The 18,524-nt window shown below is 61.4% G+C and carries 17 protein-coding genes; 10 read left to right on the top strand and 7 right to left on the bottom strand.

The features are described from left to right. Positions 1 to 67 precede the first annotated feature (67 nt). On the bottom strand, positions 68 to 1,051 hold the full coding sequence (gene pdhA / locus KF814_07535; GenBank protein ID MBX3235988.1) for a pyruvate dehydrogenase (acetyl-transferring) E1 component subunit alpha: 984 nt from the start codon (positions 1,049 to 1,051) through the stop codon (positions 68 to 70). An 8-nt stretch (positions 1,052 to 1,059) separates the two neighbouring features. Next, positions 1,060 to 2,820 carry an acetate--CoA ligase gene (gene acsA / locus KF814_07530; protein ID MBX3235987.1) on the bottom strand — a complete coding sequence of 587 codons (1,761 nt, stop codon included), beginning with the start codon at positions 2,818 to 2,820 and terminating at the stop codon, positions 1,060 to 1,062. 160 nt (positions 2,821 to 2,980) lie between these two features. Between acsA and KF814_07525 the strand changes: the two genes are divergently transcribed. Beyond that, entirely contained in the window at positions 2,981 to 4,330 is a 1,350-nt protein-coding gene (locus tag KF814_07525; GenBank protein MBX3235986.1) for a GTPase, read from the top strand. Positions 4,331 to 4,409: 79 nt separating this feature from the next. Beyond that, positions 4,410 to 4,634, top strand: coding sequence for a hypothetical protein (locus tag KF814_07520; GenBank protein ID MBX3235985.1), 225 nt, complete (start codon positions 4,410 to 4,412; stop codon positions 4,632 to 4,634). A 13-nt stretch (positions 4,635 to 4,647) separates the two neighbouring features. Here KF814_07520 and KF814_07515 read toward each other — a convergent pair whose 3' ends face one another. Continuing rightward, entirely contained in the window at positions 4,648 to 5,535 is an 888-nt protein-coding gene (locus KF814_07515; protein ID MBX3235984.1) for a trypsin-like peptidase domain-containing protein, read from the bottom strand. 548 nt (positions 5,536 to 6,083) lie between these two features. Between KF814_07515 and KF814_07510 the strand changes: the two genes are divergently transcribed. The 4 genes from KF814_07510 (at position 6,084) to KF814_07495 (ending at position 9,913) form a co-directional block, all read left to right on the top strand. After that, positions 6,084 to 7,421, top strand: a complete 1,338-nt coding sequence (locus tag KF814_07510) for an NADP-dependent malic enzyme (GenBank protein ID MBX3235983.1) — start codon at positions 6,084 to 6,086, stop codon at positions 7,419 to 7,421. Positions 7,422 to 7,877: 456 nt separating this feature from the next. Continuing rightward, positions 7,878 to 8,774, top strand: coding sequence for a universal stress protein (locus KF814_07505; protein MBX3235982.1), 897 nt, complete (start codon positions 7,878 to 7,880; stop codon positions 8,772 to 8,774). Positions 8,775 to 8,863: 89 nt separating this feature from the next. Further along, positions 8,864 to 9,352, top strand: a complete 489-nt coding sequence (locus tag KF814_07500; protein MBX3235981.1) for an adenosine-specific kinase — start codon at positions 8,864 to 8,866, stop codon at positions 9,350 to 9,352. Positions 9,353 to 9,394: 42 nt separating this feature from the next. Next, positions 9,395 to 9,913 (top strand): hypothetical protein, encoded by a 519-nt coding sequence (locus KF814_07495; GenBank protein ID MBX3235980.1) that lies wholly within the window; start codon positions 9,395 to 9,397, stop codon positions 9,911 to 9,913. A gap of 7 nt (positions 9,914 to 9,920) precedes the next feature. Here KF814_07495 and KF814_07490 read toward each other — a convergent pair whose 3' ends face one another. Continuing rightward, entirely contained in the window at positions 9,921 to 10,343 is a 423-nt protein-coding gene (locus tag KF814_07490; GenBank protein MBX3235979.1) for a c-type cytochrome, read from the bottom strand. 36 nt (positions 10,344 to 10,379) lie between these two features. Further along, positions 10,380 to 10,661 (bottom strand): DUF2934 domain-containing protein, encoded by a 282-nt coding sequence (locus KF814_07485; protein MBX3235978.1) that lies wholly within the window; start codon positions 10,659 to 10,661, stop codon positions 10,380 to 10,382. Between the two features lie 1,296 nt (positions 10,662 to 11,957). Here KF814_07485 and KF814_07480 point away from each other — a divergent pair. Both KF814_07480 and KF814_07475 read left to right on the top strand, forming a co-directional pair. Beyond that, positions 11,958 to 12,476 (top strand): Hsp20/alpha crystallin family protein, encoded by a 519-nt coding sequence (locus KF814_07480; protein ID MBX3235977.1) that lies wholly within the window; start codon positions 11,958 to 11,960, stop codon positions 12,474 to 12,476. Positions 12,477 to 12,617: 141 nt separating this feature from the next. After that, positions 12,618 to 13,205, top strand: coding sequence for an NAD(P)H-dependent oxidoreductase (locus tag KF814_07475; GenBank protein MBX3235976.1), 588 nt, complete (start codon positions 12,618 to 12,620; stop codon positions 13,203 to 13,205). A 39-nt stretch (positions 13,206 to 13,244) separates the two neighbouring features. On the opposite strand, the gene KF814_07470 is transcribed toward KF814_07475, so the two are convergent. Then, positions 13,245 to 16,076, bottom strand: a complete 2,832-nt coding sequence (locus KF814_07470) for a cation-transporting P-type ATPase (protein ID MBX3235975.1) — start codon at positions 16,074 to 16,076, stop codon at positions 13,245 to 13,247. Then, positions 16,069 to 16,974: a universal stress protein gene (locus tag KF814_07465; protein ID MBX3235974.1), complete on the bottom strand. Its 906-nt coding sequence runs from the start codon at positions 16,972 to 16,974 to the stop codon at positions 16,069 to 16,071. Before KF814_07465 ends, KF814_07470 begins: the two co-directional genes overlap by 8 nt. Before the next feature lie 384 nt (positions 16,975 to 17,358). Here KF814_07465 and KF814_07460 point away from each other — a divergent pair, with 384 nt between their 5' ends. Both KF814_07460 and KF814_07455 read left to right on the top strand, forming a co-directional pair. Beyond that, the gene (locus tag KF814_07460; protein MBX3235973.1) at positions 17,359 to 17,904 is read left to right on the top strand and encodes a hypothetical protein; all 546 of its coding nucleotides are present in this window, start codon (positions 17,359 to 17,361) and stop codon (positions 17,902 to 17,904) included. Between the two features lie 113 nt (positions 17,905 to 18,017). Continuing rightward, on the top strand, positions 18,018 to 18,473 hold the full coding sequence (locus KF814_07455) for a CBS domain-containing protein (protein MBX3235972.1): 456 nt from the start codon (positions 18,018 to 18,020) through the stop codon (positions 18,471 to 18,473). Positions 18,474 to 18,524: the final 51 nt, after the last annotated feature.

Genomic DNA, 18,524 nt, shown 5'->3' with positions numbered 1-18,524 from the left:
CAGAGCGTATGGCGAATGGTTTATGGCACGGAAAACATTCTTCGGTGCTCCCCCCACGTGTCGCTTCTCACGTCTGTCCGCTTACGTCGGTCAGGACATCCTTCGTCAAATCTTCGACCGGTTCCCAGGGACTGCCTTCAGCGAAGGCGACGGCCTCGTCGATTTCCGAGGCGACGGCCGATTCCATCGAGGACCATTCAGCGTCGTTGAGTCCATGGGAGGTACGGAGGGTCTGTTGAAGCAGCAGGATCGGGTCCCGCTGCTTCCATGCCGCAACCTCATCTTTGCTCCGATAGAGTTCCGCGTCGTACATCGAATGGGCGCGAAACCGGTAGGTTCGGTACTCCAGAAAATACGGCCCCTTACCGCAACGCACGGCCTCGACCGCGCGCCTGGTGGCGGCGGCGACGGCCACCACGTCCATTCCGTCGACTGCTTCTGCCGTGATCGCATAGGCTTGGGCCTTGGCCGCCAAGTCGGTCTGTGATTGGTGGCGCGCCAACGCCGTTCCCATGGCGTAGAGGTTGTTCTCGCAGAGAAAGAGTACCGGCAGCTTCCAGAGGGCAGCCAGATTCAGCGACTCGTGAAATTCGCCTTCCGCCACCGCGCCGTCCCCGAAATAACAGGCGGTTACGCGCTGTCGCTGCTGCATGATGTCGGCCAAGGCGAGTCCGACCGCGACGGGCAAACCCCCGGCCACGATCGCCAGCCCGCCGAAGAACCGCCGCGCCGCATCAAAAAAGTGCATGGAACCGCCGCGGCCTCGCGCGCAGCCGGTCGCCTTGCCGTAGAGCTCCGCCATCAGGGCCCGCATCGGAGTGCCCCTGATCAGGGCGTGGCCATGTTCCCGATACGTGGCCACGATCGCATCCTCGGCATCGAGGCAGGGGATCGAACCGGCTGCGACGGCCTCTTCGCCGATATAGAGATGCAGAAATCCGCGAATCGCGCCACGCTGGTAGAGCTCGGCGGATTTTTCTTCAAAGCGTCGGATTCGGAGCATCTGCCGCAGCCATTCGAGTCCTTGCTTGCGGTCTGCAACGGTACTCATGCTAACGCTCACCCTTCCAACGTCGAGGTGTCTCCTTCCGGGAGACCGAGTTCGCGCGCCTTCAGCAGACGTCGCATGATTTTTCCGCTTCTCGTTTTGGGCAGCGTCGGTAGGAACGTGATGTCTTTCGGCGCCACGGCGGCTCCCAGCCGCGCCCGCGCAAACCCCAGCAACTCTCGCCGCAATGCGTCGCTCGGTTCGAAGCCGTCCTTGAGCGACACGAAGGCCTTCACGATTTCCAAGGCGACGGGATCGGGCTTCCCGATGACGCCGGCTTCGGCGACTGCTCGATGCTCGATCAAGGCGCTTTCGACTTCGAAAGGCCCGATCAGGTGCCCCGAGGTCTTGATGACGTCGTCGGCCCGTCCGACGAACCAGAAGTAGCCGTCCTCGTCCCGCTTGGCCAGATCGCCGGTCAGGTACCAACCTTCGGCGAAGCATTTCTTGTAGCGTTCCGGTTCGTTCCAGTATCCGCGGAACATGGAAGGCCAGCCGGGACGCAGGGCCAGTTCGCCTTGGACGCCGGGTTGCTCGATGGTGTTCACCCTGCCGTCCTCGGTCTTGCGCACGATTCCGGCTTCGATGCCCGGCAAGGGGCGGCCCATCGAACCGGGACGAATGTCCATCGCGGCGTAGTTGGCGATCATAATGCCGCCCGTTTCGGTCTGCCACCAGTTGTCGTGGAAGGGGCGGCCGAAGGCCTCTTGTCCCCAGACGACCGCTTCCGGATTGAGCGGTTCTCCCACGCTCGCCAAGAAGCGCAGGTGACGCAAGTCATACGTATGCGCCAGATTCGCGCCGGTCTTCATCATCATGCGGATCGCCGTGGGGGCCGTGTACCACACGGACACCCGTTGCTCTTGCAGGATGCCGTACCACCGTGCCGCATCGAATTCCACTTCGTCGACGATCGCGGTGACCCCATTCGTGAGGGGAGCGATGATGCCGTAGGAGGTCCCAGTGACCCAGCCTGGGTCGGCCGTGCACCAGAAGATGTCTTCCGGATGGAAGTCGAGGGCGAGTTTGCCGGTCATGTGGTGGGCCACCACGGCTTCGTGCACATGGATGGCGCCCTTCGGTGTACCGGTGGTGCCGCTCGTAAAATGGAGCAAGGCCATGTCTTCCGGGTCGGTGGGGCCAATCTCATAGTTCGGCGAGGCCTCGTCCAGCAGTCGGTGAAAATCTTCGGTACGCGGCACCGCCGTCGTTACGCCTCCTTCACCGATCAGAATGATGTGTTCCAACTTGGGCAGCGCGTCCCGAATCGCGGCCACCTTACGATGGTACAGCGCTTCGGTTGTGACCAACACCTTTGCCTCTCCGATCGTCAGGCGGGCGCGAATCGGCTCCGGGCCGAAAGCTGAAAACAGAGGACAGAAGACGGCGCGATGCTTCAGCGTGCCGAGCGCTGAGATATAGAGTTCAGGGATGCGGCCGGCCAAGACGAACAGGCGATCGCCTTTGCCGATGCCGCGCGACGCCAGCATATTGGCGAATCGATTCGTGAGTTCGTGGAGCCGCGCATAGGAAAAATCCACCAGCGTTCCGGATTTGCCCAGCCATCGGAGCGCAGTATGGCCGGCTCTCTGTCCGGTCGCGTGGCGCACCACCGCTTCGTGGGCGATATTGAGGCCGGAGCTGTTCGGCAACCCATCCAGTTCAGCCCGCGCCTTCTCCCATGAAAAGGACTGACGGATCGCCTCGTACTCGTGCAGGTTCGGGACGATGTCCCATTCCCGTCTGGACTTGATAATGGGTTTCCAAGTCATACACGAAACCATAGCCTGAGCATGGGTTCTGCAAGGCATAGACCACGGCGACGTGTGCGGGCGGCGGGAAAAACAGCGGGAATGGCTTGTCTTACACGTGCCGGCCGGCCAGAGAACTGTCGGCCCTGTGGCAGAAGTCACCAGCGACGAGGGAGTGGCCGTGGACAATCACGCCAAGCATGAGACGACTCGTGTGTTGATCATGGGAGCAGCGGGGAGGGATTTTCACACGTTCAACCTGCTGTTTCGAGGCAGTCTGGCTCATCAGGTGATGGGGTTTACCGCTGCCCAGATTCCTAACATTCAGGATCGGCGCTACCCGGCTGCGCTTGCCGGCGCCTTGTACCCCGATGGCATTCCTATCTATCCCGAGGCAGAGTTGGAGCGACTCATCCAGCACCACCACATCGATCAGGTGATCTTTGCCTACAGCGATGTGTCGCATGAAGCCGTGATGCGGACGGCCTCGCGGGTGATTGCGGCAGGGGCGTCGTTTTGCGTACCGGGTACCAGGAGTACCATGTTGGCCGCCCGCAAGCCGGTGGTTTCGATCTGCGCGACTCGGACCGGAGCAGGGAAGAGTCCGGTCTCCCGACGCGTCAGCGCGGTCCTGGCCGCGGCCGGACTGCGGATCGGCCTGGTCCGGCATCCAATGCCGTACGGAGATTTGGAACTGCAAGCGGTCCAGCGGTTCGTCCGACTTGCGGATCTGGATGCGGCTGCCTGCACGATCGAGGAGCGGGAGGAATATGAGCCGCACCTTCGGGCCGGGAGGACGGTCTATGCTGGCGTCGATTACGAAGGAGTGCTTCGCGCAGTCGAATCGGAAGCCGACGTGATCGTCTGGGATGGAGGAAACAACGACTGGCCGTTCTTCGTGCCCGATTTGGAGATCGTCGTCGTGGATCCGCATCGTCTGACGGATGCACAGGGGTATTTCCCCGGACACGTAAACCTGCTGCGTGCGGACGTCGCGATCCTGTCGAAAATCGACAGCGCCAGCGCCGCGGAGCGGGAGGCGGCACGCCGCTTCGTCGGTCGGGTGAATCCGCGCGCCGCGTTGGTGGAGGTGGCCATGCCTCCGGGCCTACCGGAGCGAGACCGGCTTCGGGGGCAGCGGATCCTGGTCGTCGAGGATGGGCCGAGCGTGACGCACGGTGGAATGGCGTCGGGGGCCGGCCTTCTGGCGGTTCGGCAGAACGAGGGTGGGGCCATCATCGATCCGAAACCCTACGCCGTCGGGAGTTTGCGTCGGCTTTGGACGGACTATCCGCACTTGGGCCCGGTGCTTCCTGCCATGGGGTACGGAGCGGAACAGATCAGCGAGTTGGAGTCAACGATTGCCAAGGTGCCGTGCGATCTCGTCGTGATTGCGACGCCGGTGGACTTGGCCCGCCTCATCCGGATCACGCAGCCGACCGTTCGAGTGAGCTACGAGGCGACAGAGGTGGGGAGTCCGACCCTTGCGGAATTGCTTCGGGACATCATCGCGCGGGCTCGACGAGGGTGAATCTTTTCGCGTGGCCGTGACTCTATAGAACCAACGAAGTGAGCCGATCCACCCACCGCAGAGAAAGGAGATCCTTCCGATGGTGATCGATAGAACGAGCAGTGCGCGGGACGCCTGTCATCGTTGCGGCGGTTTCATGGTGCCGGTCGAAATCCGCGAAGCCAACGTGGTGGGCCGACGTTGCGTGATGTGTGGAGACCATGTGGATCCGCTGATCTTGGAGCATCGCCGCAAGATGAGCGAGACCCGCGAGCTGCAGCGGCTCCAGGCCCGCGCCGTCGCGGCGGCGACTCCGCTCAACTGATGCGATTGCGCCGCTACGCCGTCGGCCGCCGTCGGCGTCGTGCGGTTCGAGAGGCTGAGACCAGGAGCTGTTTGATTCGATAGGCCGGTTCCACCATTCCAAGCCCCAGAAAACTACGCGACAGCAGGGGCTCCCCCGCGCGTTTTCCACGATAATGTAGTTCCACCGGTTTTCCGCCCGCGAGCAACGGCAGGCTTTGGATGCTTGCCCTGGTGACGATGCCGAGTAGTGTCACCGGTCCACCGCTCGTCATGTGTCCTTGCCGATCCATCATAGCCGGAAGTCGGAATACCGGGCCGCCGCTGTTGCCGGGATACACGTGGCTGTCGATCAAGAACACCTGTGAGCCGGGGCTTCGCGGCGAGACCCAGGAAACCATGCCCTGTCGAACAATCGCACAGGGCCAGTCCGGCAAGTTGAACACGGCGGGGTATCCGAGCACGACAACGGGGGCGCCTTCATAGAGGTCTGCCGTGGTGGCGATGTCCATCCAGGCGACCGAAGCCGGGCCGCCCCTGCGTCGCGGGTGCAGGCTGACCGGGAGGGGAAGGCAGGCCAGATCGACGGAGGGATCCGGGTGTGCAATCCAACGCCGCTTCCCGCGCCGCCGGTCTTGCAGCGGAACCTCCAGGGCCTGGACCATTCGGCCGCGAGGGCTGCGCGGAAACAAAATGCCGACGGCCGTCGGTTCCCACTGCTCTTCCGGATCGTAGAGGACATGTTTGGCGGTCACGAGCCACGTCATCCGCCGGCGGACCCCGTACAGGGAAAACAGCACGCCCGTGCCCGACACGCTGAAAAACTTTCTAGCTGAGCGTCGACCGGTTGTCGACTCCGGCCCTTCCTCGATCTGTCCGATCGCGACCGTAGCGGCGCGCCAATGGTCGATCCAACCAGCCATACCTCGGGACACCCCCTCACTTAGCCGCAAGATTGAGCCGTCGATGCCTTACGAGCAAGTGAGGTGCCAACGGGCGTGCTGCTACCGGCGTGACGCTGCTTGATGGCTACGGCCATATGCGGAGGCATTCCGCGACAGCCGATAGTCGGGAGGTGAGGAAAAAGGCGACGGTTGCCGATAGGCGGCTCCCGTCCTGTCTGATTTGGGAGGCTGCATGGCGATGTATCTGCTTGCTCATGCTCTTCGGGTCCGCTCGTTGCTTCACTCCCGTTTACGCATCTCCCCAAGATGCAGATCCGGCGGTTTCGCAAGCTCCGTCTTGAAGAGGAGTGGGATGTGGCGAAGCGGATGGCCACGTCGCGCAAGAAGCCGAAAGGGGCGAAGCGGCAAGGGGGCCCTGCTGCCCGCCTATAGCGATACGCACAGCACGATTTCGAGAATGTTCGTTCTGGGGTCGCCCGGGCCAGGCGAGGATGATTCAAGAGCGCCGATGTGGTGAACGGCCGGTATTTTAGGCTGCCGGGGCTTGACGGTAATGGGAGGACCGCATGTCCAAGGAAGAAACGTTCCTGGAAAAGGCCGCGAAGCCGGCAGTCGAGGCGATACCTCTCCATGCGCAGTACAAGGGGAAGATGCAGACCTTTCCCAAGTGTCCTGTGCGCAGCCTGGAGGATTTCTCGATTTGGTACACGCCGGGTGTCGCGGCGCCCTGCAAGGCGATTCAGGCCGACCCTGACTTGGTCTACGAATACACGAACAAAGGCAATCTCATTGCCGTCGTGTCCGACGGCACGAGGGTATTGGGGTTGGGGGATATCGGACCTGAAGCCGGGTTGCCCGTGATGGAGGGGAAGGCTCTGCTGTTCAAGTATCTGGGCGGCGTGGATGCGGTATCGATTTGCCTGGATACGAAAGATCCGGAAGAACTCGTGCGCACAGTCCGGTTGTTGGCGCCTTCGTTCGGTGCGATCAATCTCGAAGACATCGCCATGCCTAAGTGTTTCCAAGTGCTGCGAGAGCTGCGGAAACAGTGCAAGATTCCCGTGTGGCATGACGACCAACAAGGAACCGGGACGGTCCTGCTCGCCGGGCTGCTGAACGCACTCAAGGTAGTAGGGAAGGAAATCGGACAGGTTCGGATCGCTATGATCGGCATGGGGGCAGCCAATGTCCCGACTTATCGGTTCCTTGTTTCCAGCGGCGCGGACCCGGCCAAGATTCTGGCTTGTGATTTGGGAGGGCTGCTTGGGCGGCATCGGCGTGAGTATGAAGACAACGCGGCCTATCACGAGCAATGGCGGATCTGTCTGGAAACCAATCCGACCGGACTCCGGGGCGGGATTGCGGAAGCCTTGCAAGGAGCCGACGTCTGCGTTGCTTTTTCGGCCGGGGGTATCATCAAGCCGGCGTGGGTGGCCAAGATGGCGGAGGACGCGATCGTGTTTGCCTGCGCCAACCCGGTGCCGGAGATTTGGCCCTGGGAGGCGAAGGAGGCGGGAGCCAGGATCGTAGCGACCGGGCGGAGCGATTTCCCCAATCAGGTAAACAACTCACTGGTGTTCCCTGGAATTTTCCGCGGCGTGCTGGATGTGCGCGCGCGGACCATCACCGACAAGATGGCGATGGCCGCAGCTCAGGAATTGGCCCATTGCGCCCAAGAGCGCGGCCTTCGAGACGACTCCATCCTTCCGACGATGGATGAGTGGCAGGTGCCGGTGCGTTTGGCGATCGCGACGGCGGCGAAGGCCCAGGAACAGGGCCTGGCCACAGTCTCACGAACCAGGCAACAGGTGGAATTGCTTGCTGAACGGAAGGTCAAACAGGCTCGCGAAGCGATGCAGGTTTTTCTCAAAGAAGGGCTGATTGTGGCGCCAATCTCGGTATAGACAAATCGATTGCTCCTCCTCCCATCGGCAGTACCTCGTTGCCGAGAGTCGCATCGATCACGCGATAGGGATTGAAAAAAGTAAAGCGGAGACGGGCCAAGAGAGCTGTTCGGAAAAGGGGAGGTCTTGGAGGAGCCTTAGGCTTCCCGCTTAGCACCCACGGGCCTGCTCACCACCCCTGCGCTTGACCTCGCTTTCTCTACTGTTCCTCTCACCGAGGTCTCCGCTCAATTCTTACATAACGATGTTCTGGGCCTGGTCAAGCGGGCCGGCAGGGTCCGGATGCCACAATGGCCGTATCCAGGCCTGTGGCGTCTTGGGACAGAAATGCCTGTCGATCGCCCCGGCAGAGCGGGAATACCGTTTTGATCAGGCGTTGCGCGAAAGACCGATGCGGCACGGCCGATGCTTCTTCATATTGGAAGCAGTCCAAATACCAGCGTGATGGAGGCGAATGTGGTAGCCGGGCGTTGGATGGTCGCCTTGGATGAGTCGGATGCGGCCGAGAGAGTCATCCATTGGGCCAGGCGCTTTCCCCACCCAAAGGACACAGTCATCACCCTCGTACATGTCTTGGGGCAATTGGAGATTCCGGACGCTATCGGGGCAAAGGGACAGCACCTCCTGCTGCAACAACAGGCGGCGGTTGCGGAGGCCCTGCTGGATCGGGCTCGCCGACTGTTAGAGGAGGTGTTTGCGTCGGTCGAGGTCCTGTTGCAGGAAGGAGCGCCCAGCCAGGAACTTCTGCGGTTGATTCGCGAGCATCGACCGGAGTTGGTGATTTCCGGAACGGGCGGGGTGTCCCGTACGACCGGCGTGGTTCTTGGGAGCGTTTCCCATCGGTTGCTGAGTGAGGCTCCCTGCTCGGTGCTGTTGGTGCCCGAAAAGGTTCCGCGGCGAGCGGGGCTTCGGGTCATGCTGGCGACCGATGGCTCATCTGATGCGCAGCGAGCGGCCGGTGTGTTGGCGACCCTGCCGGATGTGCGCGACATCATCATCGTCAGCGTGGTGCGGCCGCTTGGTGCGGAAAAGCTGGTGTTGGAGCAGATGCATGATCCGGAAAGCCGGAGGATGCAGGCACAGTTTCTACGGGGGCGCCGGGCCGCGGCGCATCAGGCGGTGCAAGACGCGGCGCGTCTGGTCCAGAGACAGTCGGCGAACGTCGAGACGCGCCTGCTCGTGGGCCACCCGGCTGAAGCCATTGCACGGGCGGCGCGTCGCGAGGGGGCTGACCTCTTGGTATTGGGCTCGCGGGGGCTCACCGGGGTCAAGGCGGTGGCGCTCGGCAGCGTGTCGCGCGCCGTGGCGCAATTGGCGGGCTGTCCGGTCTTGATCGTGAAGCGTGAAGCGTGAAGCGTGAAGAAAAACTCGTCATTTCCTTTCGCGAGAGACGAAAGACGATTCACGAGATACGAGCAATGCAATCGAAGGAGTGAGCAGGTATGGCTCTGAATCTGACAGCGGTCTCGATCCAAAAGCCCGAGGAGGTTAACGTCATTCTCGGCCAGGCGCATTTCATCAAGACGGTCGAGGATGTGCATGAGGCCCTGGTGACGGCAGTGCCGGGGATCAAATTCGGGCTGGCATTTTGTGAGGCTTCCGGCTCCTGCCTGGTCCGTTGGAGCGGGACGGACCAGGAACTTACAGCTTTGGCGCGGAGCAATGCCCAGGCCATCGGAGCGGGACATAGCTTCATCATCTTTTTGCGAGAGTGCTATCCCATCAACGTATTGCCGGCGTTGAGACAGGTGCCCGAGATCTGCGGAGTGTTTTGCGCCACCGCCAACACCGTGGAGGTAATTCTGGCGGAGACGCGGTTGGGGCGGGGCATTATGGGTGTCGTGGACGGTGAGCGTCCGAAGGGAATCGAACAGGACGCAGACATTGCCGAGCGCAAAGCGCTCTTGCGGCGATTCGGCTACAAGGCCTGAACGAGATGGGGGAGGAGAGTGGCGACGAGTAGAACAAGGCCGATGTTTCTCGTGCAAAAGCACCACGCTTCGCGGCTGCACTACGATTTCCGTCTGGAAATCGACGGTGTCCTGAAATCCTGGGCGATCCCGAAGGGGCCGTCGATGGATCCAAGGGGCAAGAGGCTAGCCGTTCAGGTCGAGGACCATGAGTTGAGCTATGCCGATTTTGAAGGGGTGATTGAAGAAGGGCAGTATGGCGCCGGTCCGGTCTTAGTGTGGGATCGAGGATGGTTCGAACCGGTAACCGGTGTGATGCTCGGTGTCTCGGCCGGTCAGATGCTTGAGGCGGGCGAGATCGCGTTCCATCTTCATGGGCGGCGGTTGGAGGGGAAATTCACGTTGGTGGAAATGAAGGGCAAGCCGGGCGAGTGGTTGCTGATCAAACGGCGCGATGCGGCCGCCAGACCTGGTTCCGACGTGACGGCCGAGTACCAGGAATCCGTGCTGACGGGACGAACCATCGAGGAGATAGCAGAGGCAGCCGCGATTGGGCTGTGGGCGCCGCGTGGGCGTTGTTGAGTCCCCGTCAATAGGGATTTCGGCCGGGCAACGGGGCGTTCTTTCTGAGCGCCGCCAGATAGGCGAGGAGGTTTTTGATCTCCTCGTCGGTGAGATTCTTGTCGGGAAGCATGGCGCTACCGGGATGGCCTTCCCTGATTGCTTGGAACCGAGCCTTGTCATCTTTGAGCTGCAGTTGCTCCGGCTTGCGAAGGTTTGCCGGCGGCGGACTCAGCCGGTCGATGACAGCCTTCGTGTCCGGGGCTAGCTGAGGTCGACGATCCGAAAACCCATCGGTACCGTGGCAGTAATGACAGATGCCTTTGCCGTTGAACACCTCGCGCCCCTTCACGGCGTCGCCGCGAAGGGCGCTCCCTTGTTCAGCATGTCCCAATGCGATGCCGCTGATGAGAATGGCCTGTAGGCTCGCGACGGCGAGGATGGTGTTCATGTGCGTGAGGTTTCCTTTCCGCCGAGTGCGAAGTCTTCAGGATCGCTCAAGCCCGTTCAGGATCTCCTGCTCGGCTTCCAGCCAATCCTCCTCGGCATGGCCGTCGCGATAGCCGCGTTCGGCGTACAGTTCATACGCACGACGCGCGATCTTAGCATGAAGCTCGACGGGAGGCGACGTGTCTGTAGTGGGCGTGGCGAGAATCAGCTTCTCTGTCTTCGGTTTCGATCCTCTGGGTTTGGCTGACTGCGTGCTCTTCTTGTTCGAGTTTCGGGGCGTACGTCGTTTCGGTTCGCGGGGAAGGTCTGGGCGTTCCATGAGTGATACCTCCTGGTGAAAAACGGGATCGTAAATTCCGGCACGTCTCGACAATCGTTGTGGAGTGCGGCCTGTCCGTGCAGCCCGCTTCTCTTCGCTACACGAGCGGCTTTTCATGCACGTCAGCACAGGGTCAATAGATGGGTACGCCGCTCTCGCTGCGAGGTTATCCGTGGGACCAATGTCGGCGTGTCGTGAGGGACCTCGCTGGCGCGCGTCTGAACATCTCGCAAGTATCATGCACGATGGCGCAGGTGTGGCTCGGATGGTCATGCGTTGCGCATTGCGCGTGTATGTGATTGTGTCTCATGTGCGGCAAAAGACAAAATGAAAAATTCATCTGTGCCTGTGCAGGCGCTGGACCTAGGGTGAATACTGGCGGATAGATCGTTCTTTCCACAACATATTGAGGGGATATCCGTGCCGGCCCATAGCGATGGTGTCGGAAATTTTGGGGCAATGAGGAGGGGCGGATACCTAGTGCAAAACATTCACGGTTTTGGTATGGTCCGCTTGGTTGCGACTGGGGAGATCGAGTCACCATCCGATCTGTGGAGGTTCCGATGCGCCCTTCTCCGACAAACCCGCCTGCTGGGCCTGCTGTTCACTATCCACCCTGTTGCCATAGACGACTCATTGATCGCGTGTGCACCGAGGACGGGAAAGCGACTTCCCGCTTTCGCTGTCTGGAGTGCGGAGCGATCATTGAAGAGGAAGAAATCGGTGCGACCCCCGCCCATTCCGCCTGATGCGTGAGGAGCATTGCTCTCTCGCTGCGGTAACGTATCGCGGACTTCGTCCCTCACGATCAATACTGGACTATCTCGGTGCGACGCTCCGTCGCTCGATCCGACTCTTGTCTGGTGATGGCCGCCGAATCTGTCGCGCCGCCCCGGTTCGTCGCTCCGGCCTAGCCGCGCGCATGGCATTCTGACTCCGGTTCCTCCAGCCGATCACGAGACTTCCCATCAAGCTGGCTTTATTTCCTCGAAGCATGGGAGGAGCGGCCCGTCTACTGTGGCCTTATGCATCATGCCCGAACATTGATTGCGGAATTGTTCCGCAGGCGCGATCGGAAGTCAGGACAGATCGACAGAATTGCAGCGTGATCTTTCGCCAAGTTAATGGCCTCGTGTGAGTGGCACATCCCTTGCGCAGGCAATTGAGCAAGGCGTCGCCGTCTGGGAGCGTTGCTCTGTCGAGCCCGGTTCGGGAACGATGCCACCGGATCAGTCTTCGACGGACCGTGAATTCCGCGAAGAAAACCCATCACCTCATCATCAAGGAGGGCACGTCATGGCCAAGGAAGCGATGAGCGAAAAGGAAGGCAAGGCACTGGCGGTGCAGGAAAGCAGACCGATTGCATCGAGGCTGAGCGAGATGGAACGGCTGTTCGAACGGATGGTCGACGACATTTGGGGCGGTCGGTTTCCCGGCATGGCGGGGATATTCGGGAAGGAGCGCCTGGGGCTTCCCACTCTGTCACTCCGGATGCCTTCGCTGGACTTGTATGAAGAAAAGGATGAGATCGTTGTAAAAGCCGACATTCCCGGTATGAGCAAGGAAGACATTCAGGTGTCGATGTCCGGGGATATGCTCACCATCAAGGGAGAAAAGAAGCAGGCGGAAGAAGTGAAGGAGAAGGACTACTACCGACGCGAGCGGTCCTATGGCTCCTTTGCTCGGAGCGTACAGCTCCCCTGCGAAGTGAAGGGCGATGCGGTCAAGGCATCGTTCAAGGACGGTGTGTTGGAAATTCGCTGCCAGAAGACGGATGAGGCCAAGAGAAAATCCGTCACGATCAAGATCGACTAGCTCGCTGAGGGCGCCTGACAGCCATGCGAGGGATGGTCCTGGCGATGGGGCTGCTGCCACTCACTTCGCTCTTCGGCTGTGGTCCGCCGATTCCGAAATCGGGATCGGCGGAGCCCGACAGGCTGGCGCAGTTCGCCGTCCATGAGTAAGCACATCACGATCATCCAGGGTAATCCTGATGGGTCGGTGCGCCATTTCGGCCATGCCTTGGCCGATGAATACGCGAACGGCGCCAGAGACGGCGGCCACGAGGTGCGGCGGATCGACGTGGCCGCGATGAACTTTCCGATTCTGCGGACGAAGGCCGAATTCGAGGAGGGGGTGCCGCCCGATGCGATTCGTCATGCGCAGGACGATGTGCGATGGGCCGACCACCTCGTGATCGTGTATCCGCTCTGGCTGGGCTCCATGCCCGCGCTGCTCAAGGCGTTCTTCGAACAACTGCTTCGTCCTGGTTTCGCGTTCGAGCATCAACAGTCTGGTGCTAGCCCCAAGAAGCTGATGACGGGAAAATCCGCCAGGATCGTCGTCACGATGGGGATGCCGGCGATTTTATATCAGTGGTTTTTTCTCGCCCACAGCCTGAGGAGTTTCAAACGCAACATTCTGGAGTTCGTGGGTTTTGCGCCGGTGAAGAGTACGGTCATTGGAAACATTGAAACCCTCACCGAAGCGCAGCGGATGGCATGGCTCGACACTCTGCGCAGTCTGGGGCGGGCCGGTCGCTGACGCGGTTCCAGCCTTGCCGGCCTAGGAGATATCGATGTGCTAAACGGATGAATGCAGGTGTTGCTGCGGAGGGGGTGCGGTCCAGCGGGGAGTAAAACTGCCGTTTCGGCGCAGGTGCGCGGCAACGAGCTTGCGCAACTCCTCGGCAGCCAACAGCAGGAGAGCTCCCAAGGTAATCGGCCAGAAGATCCAGCCGGGCAATGGAGCCGTGCTGAAAACCAAATGACCAATCGGAGTGTAGGTAATGAGCAGCAAGATCGCCAGTTCGACGGCCACGCCGACCAGGATCAACGGGTTGCTCCCCCACCCGAGTTTGAAGATCGACGTTCGATCGGATCGGCAGGCGAAGACGTTGGCCATCTGTGCCGCTACGATGGCCGTGAAGGTGACGGTGGTAGCCTCCTTGTACAGCGGATCGCTCCAGTCGAGCGGCGTGCGCCACGTCCATCCGTTGGCGTAGAGATAGAGAAAGAACCCACCCATAGCAATCCCGGCCTCAATCAGTCCCAGAAAGGCATAGGCTCGCAGTAGTACGTCGGCACTCAGCAGACGCTCGCTTTTCGGACGCGGCGGCTCGTCCATGATGCCTGCGTGCGGCTTCTCCGCGCCGAGCGCCAATGCCGGCACCATATCAGTACCCAGGTCGACCGCAAGAATTTGAGGCACCGTCAACGCCAACGGCATCGAGGAGAGGCCGAAGCCGAGATAGGGGACAACCTCCGGGACGTTGCTTGCAAGCACGTAGGTTACGAACTTGCGTATGTTGTTGTAGACCGTCCGGCCCTCCTCGATGGCGTTGACGATCGTGGCGAAGTTGTCGTCGAGCAAGATCATCGAGGCGGTTTCTTTGGCGACGTCGGTGCCCGCCACGCCCATGGCGATTCCGACATCGGCCCGCTTCATGGCCGGTGCATCGTTCACCCCATCGCCCGTGACCGCGACGATCTCGCCCATATGTTTCAGCGTCGACACGATCCGGAGTTTGTGCCGCGGCGCCATGCGCGCGAAGATGGGTTCCGGTTCGTCGGCAGTCGTCGGCGTAAGCATCTGGCTCAATTGGTCGTCGGTCAGACGATCGATCTGCGCCCCTTCGATGACCGGCACGAACCGACCCGGCCGTTGGGGAGTCTGGGGCGGCGCCAGTCCGATTTGTCTGGCGATGGCCAAGGCGGTGAGCGGATGGTCTCCGGTGATCATGATCACGCGGATGCCGGCGCGGCGGCAGGTGGTGATCGCCTGAGGCACTTCGCGGTGAGGCGGGTCCATCATTGCGACTAAGCCAAGAAATGTCAGGGACTGTTCAACCGTCTCGATGTCCAACTGCCCCACAGACTGCCTGATCTCCCTCATGGCGACGGCGAGGACACGATAGGCCTGTTGGGCATAGGTTTGGCTTTGCGCCAGGATTTTTTTGCGGCCGTCCGGCGTCAGGTCATAGGCTCCGGACGGGCCCTGCACCTGACGGCAGAGCGGGAGCAAGGATTCGGGCGCGCCTTTGGTAAAGGCCAACAGGTGGCCCTCGCTCCAATGCAGCGTGGTCATGCGTTTGCGGTCCGCATCGAAGGCCAACTCCCCCATGCGGCGCAGGAGGGGCCGGTGCATGAGCCCATGGGACATGGCGAAGTTCAACAGCGCTGTTTCGGTCGGATCGCCGGAGACGATGATGCGCCCATCGGCGCGACGCGTCTGCTTGGCGTTGTTGCAGTGAACGAGGGCATCAAACAGAGGGGTCCAGCGCTCCGCCTCGGCCGCGCTGATCATCCGATTGCGCGCGAACAGACAACCTTCCCGCGCCTCGATGGCAAGATCGTCTACATACAGTCGATCGACCCGCATGCGGTTTTCGGTCAGCGTGCCGGTTTTGTCGGTGCAGATCACCGTCGTACAGCCCAGGGTTTCGACGGAGGGAAGGTGCTTGACGAGGGCCTTCCGTTTCGCCATCCGCTGGCTGCCCATCGCGAGCGCCAGGGTGACGGTCGGGAGGAGCCCTTCCGGCACGTTCGCCACGATGATGCCGATCCCGAATATCGCGCTGGTCCAAAAGCCAAGTCCCATGCCGACCCCGATCGTAAAAAACAGGAGCCCCATACCGAGGGAGAGCCCCGCGACGACGCGCGTCACCTTGACGATCTCCTGCTGGAGCGGGCTCAACCCCTGCTGCACAGTGGTCGTGAGGCGGGCGATGCGCCCGAATTCCGTCTGGAGTCCCGTGGCGAACACGACCGCTTGGCCGTGGCCGGAGAGGACGGTGGTGCCTGCGAAGACCAGATTGAGGAGGTCGAACTGATGGCCGTCGGTGACCGGGTCGGAGGCGCGCCGCTTCGGTTTGGATTCGCCGGTGAGGGGCGAATTGTCGACGCGCAGGTCCACCGCATCGATCAGGCGGGCGTCGGCGGGAATCTGTTCGCCCTCCTCGAGCATGAGCAGATCGCCCGGTACGAGGTCACGGCGGGACACCTGCTGCAGCTGCCCGTTTCGCGTCACCCAAGCGTTTGTGGGCAGGAGTTCCTGCAGTGCGTGGAGGGCCCGTTCAGCCTTGTATTCCTGAAGGAAGGCGAACACGGCGTTGATGAGGATCACCCCGAGGATGGCCCATCCCAAGGTGGCCGTGCCCTCGCCCGGATGGAGGTAATCGGCCGTGAAGGCCAGCGCGGCGGCGACCCAGAGGAGCAACGCGAGAAAATGGGTGAACTGCTCGAGAAACCGCCGAGTCAGGGACCGCGCTTGTAGCTCTTGCAGGCTGTTCGGGCCGTACTGCAACAGCCGTCGTTGAACCTGATCGGCAGTGAGCCCTTGCGGCAGCGTCCCCAGTGCTTGATAGACCTGGCTCGGGATCAGCCGACAGATCTCCTGGGGTGTCACCTCAGGCACGCCATCCTCGCACGATGAGGACCGAGCAGGGCGCGTACTTCAGCAGGGTTTCCGACACGCTGCCCAGGCGGAGCCGCTCCGATCCGGTCAGCCCACGGGAGCCGGCCACGAGCAGGTCGCTGTTCGTCAGCTTTGCTACCTGCAGGATCGAATCGGTCAGATGGTCGAACTGGACCTCCGTGTGTACTTCGTAGCCTTCGCCGATAAACCGCTCACGGAACTTTGCCACCACCTGTTCGGCGGCACTACGCTGCGGAGTCGAGATCTGATCCAGCTGTTCTTTCGAAAGGTACTGCGTCGCCAACTCCGTGACGGTCGGTTCGGCAATGGACAGCACCGTCACCGGGGTAGCGTCCGGCAGGAAGCGTTTGCACAGAAAACTGCAGGCGCCTTGCGAATACTTTGAGCCGTCGGCCGCGAACAGCACCCGACGGAGCTTGTTGATCGGGCGTTTGACGACCAGCACCGGGCAATGGGCGAGCAAGCTGGCCTTTCTGGAGACGCTTCCCAGCAGGTAACTTTCCATGTCGCTCAGGCCGCGTGACCCCAACACCAGCAGATCGGCCTTTCTCTTTTTGGCCTGGAGACTGATCGTTTCGGCGATGGGACCGTGGGCCGTCACTTGGTCGATCGTCGTGTGGGGCTTGGTCCCTGCTTGAGCCAAGGAGGTACGGGCCAGGCCCTCCAGTCGGCGAAGCGATAGGTCGCCGGCCTTTTCCAACGCGGCAAGCGCATGCTTGGAGGCGGAAGGGTGCTTGCGGGCGGCCGCTTTGAGGGAGGCGCTGTCGATCACATGCAGCAAGGTGACCAACTCCGGAGGCCGGCTGGCCAGAGATTCGAGCATTTGCACGCTCCACTCGGAGAACTCTGATCCGTCCACCGCAATCATGATATGCATTGGCTGCCCTCCGGGATTGACGCCTCGACGACTTTGGAATGGAGACTGCATCGGGTATGCCCGGTTTGCTCGCATGAAGAGGCGTGGAATTCCCAGGGAAGTCGGGTGGTTGTCCTGTTCCGGCAGGCCGTCGTGAGGGGTAACGTTGCGGCGTTTTGCAGCAGTTCCGAATGGGTGTTGTGGTAATAGGCACCAGTCTTGAATTGATTGAACAAGACGAGGCGGGAATTCGAAACGTCTGGCGCGGTGTTTTGCACGGAACGTCCGGCTTTCTGTCCGGCATTCTCGTTGCGTAATCGATCAGAAAGAGGGACTGCAATCGGGGAGGGACTGTATCGACGACGGATGGTCCTTTCCGTGCGGCATTGTTGGAGGCAAAGCGACATGACCTGTTGGAGCGTGGCTGGTGTCGGATGGAAGGTGAGTCTGGCGATCGCAGTGCTGAGCGGCTGGCTGTCCGGCCCGGGACAAACCTGGGCGGAGGTGACGGCCCGGATCGTCCCTGAAGGGGATGCGATCGAGCTGGAAGTTCCCACGGACCTGGGACTTCAGAAGGACCGGCTTCCCCTGTACCGGCAGGCGGCGATTCGATACTTCAGTGCTGGGATCGGACAAGTGGAACGGGAGGCTGTGTATCCGGCGTTCTCGCTGAAACTCGTCTTCACGGCCGGGGGGAAACCTTTCGTGACTGGGGTCAGCCTCGTGGTACGAGACAAGAAAGGCGCGACGGTGCTGACTGTCCCGGCCGAACACATCTCCGGGCCATGGTTATTTGTGGACCTGCCGGAAGGGACCTATGACGTGGCCGCGACGCTCGGCGGAGAGCTGCAGCAGGTGAAGGGAGTGAAGGTCGGCCATGGTAAGGTGACGACGCAGCACGTGCGCTGGAAGGAAGATCGAAGCCCGCCCCTTGCCGTGTCAGGGGAGTAAGAGCCCGTCCACACTCGGCCCTGTTGTCGCAATGGTTGTCTGACGAGTGTGAGCGAGATGACAAGCGTGAGCAGGCTCCGTTCAATGTGAACCGGAACGAAAGGGAAGATCCAATGGGAGCACGACGAAAGCAGGCACGGCGGGGAACCAAACCGAGCGCTGTGGCGTTCGGTGATCTGACCGTAGACGCGATCATGGAGAAACGGGTGCAGTCGGCTGTGCCGGGGGCAAAGGCCGACGGCGTCGCGCGTATGATGCTAAAGGGTTTCGGGGCCGTGCCGATCGTGGACAAGGGGAAGCGGCTGATGGGAGTCGTCAGCGAGCACGACCTGCTGGCTGCGCTCGATGGCGGCCAAGGCTGGGCGAGGGTAACGGCCAAGGACGTCATGAGCGTGAATCCCTACTCAGTGAGGCCGGAAACCACCGTCGGAACCCTGATCCACGTGCTGAAGGAGAGCGATTTGATCCGGGTGCCTGTGGTAAACGCGCAGAACAAACTGGTCGGTGTGGTGGCACGGCGTGACGTGGTGCGGGCGGCGCTGAAGCATGGCCTGAAACGGGCAAGCTGACGGGAGGGTTTCTCTGCGATCACTAGTTCGCCTTCGGCCTCGGCATGGCCG

This window comes from Nitrospiraceae bacterium, assembly GCA_019637075.1.
Classification (GTDB): domain Bacteria; phylum Nitrospirota; class Nitrospiria; order Nitrospirales; family Nitrospiraceae; genus JAHBWI01.
Note: the sequence above shows the minus strand (reverse complement) of the source record. Positions and strands in the feature narration are given on the sequence as shown.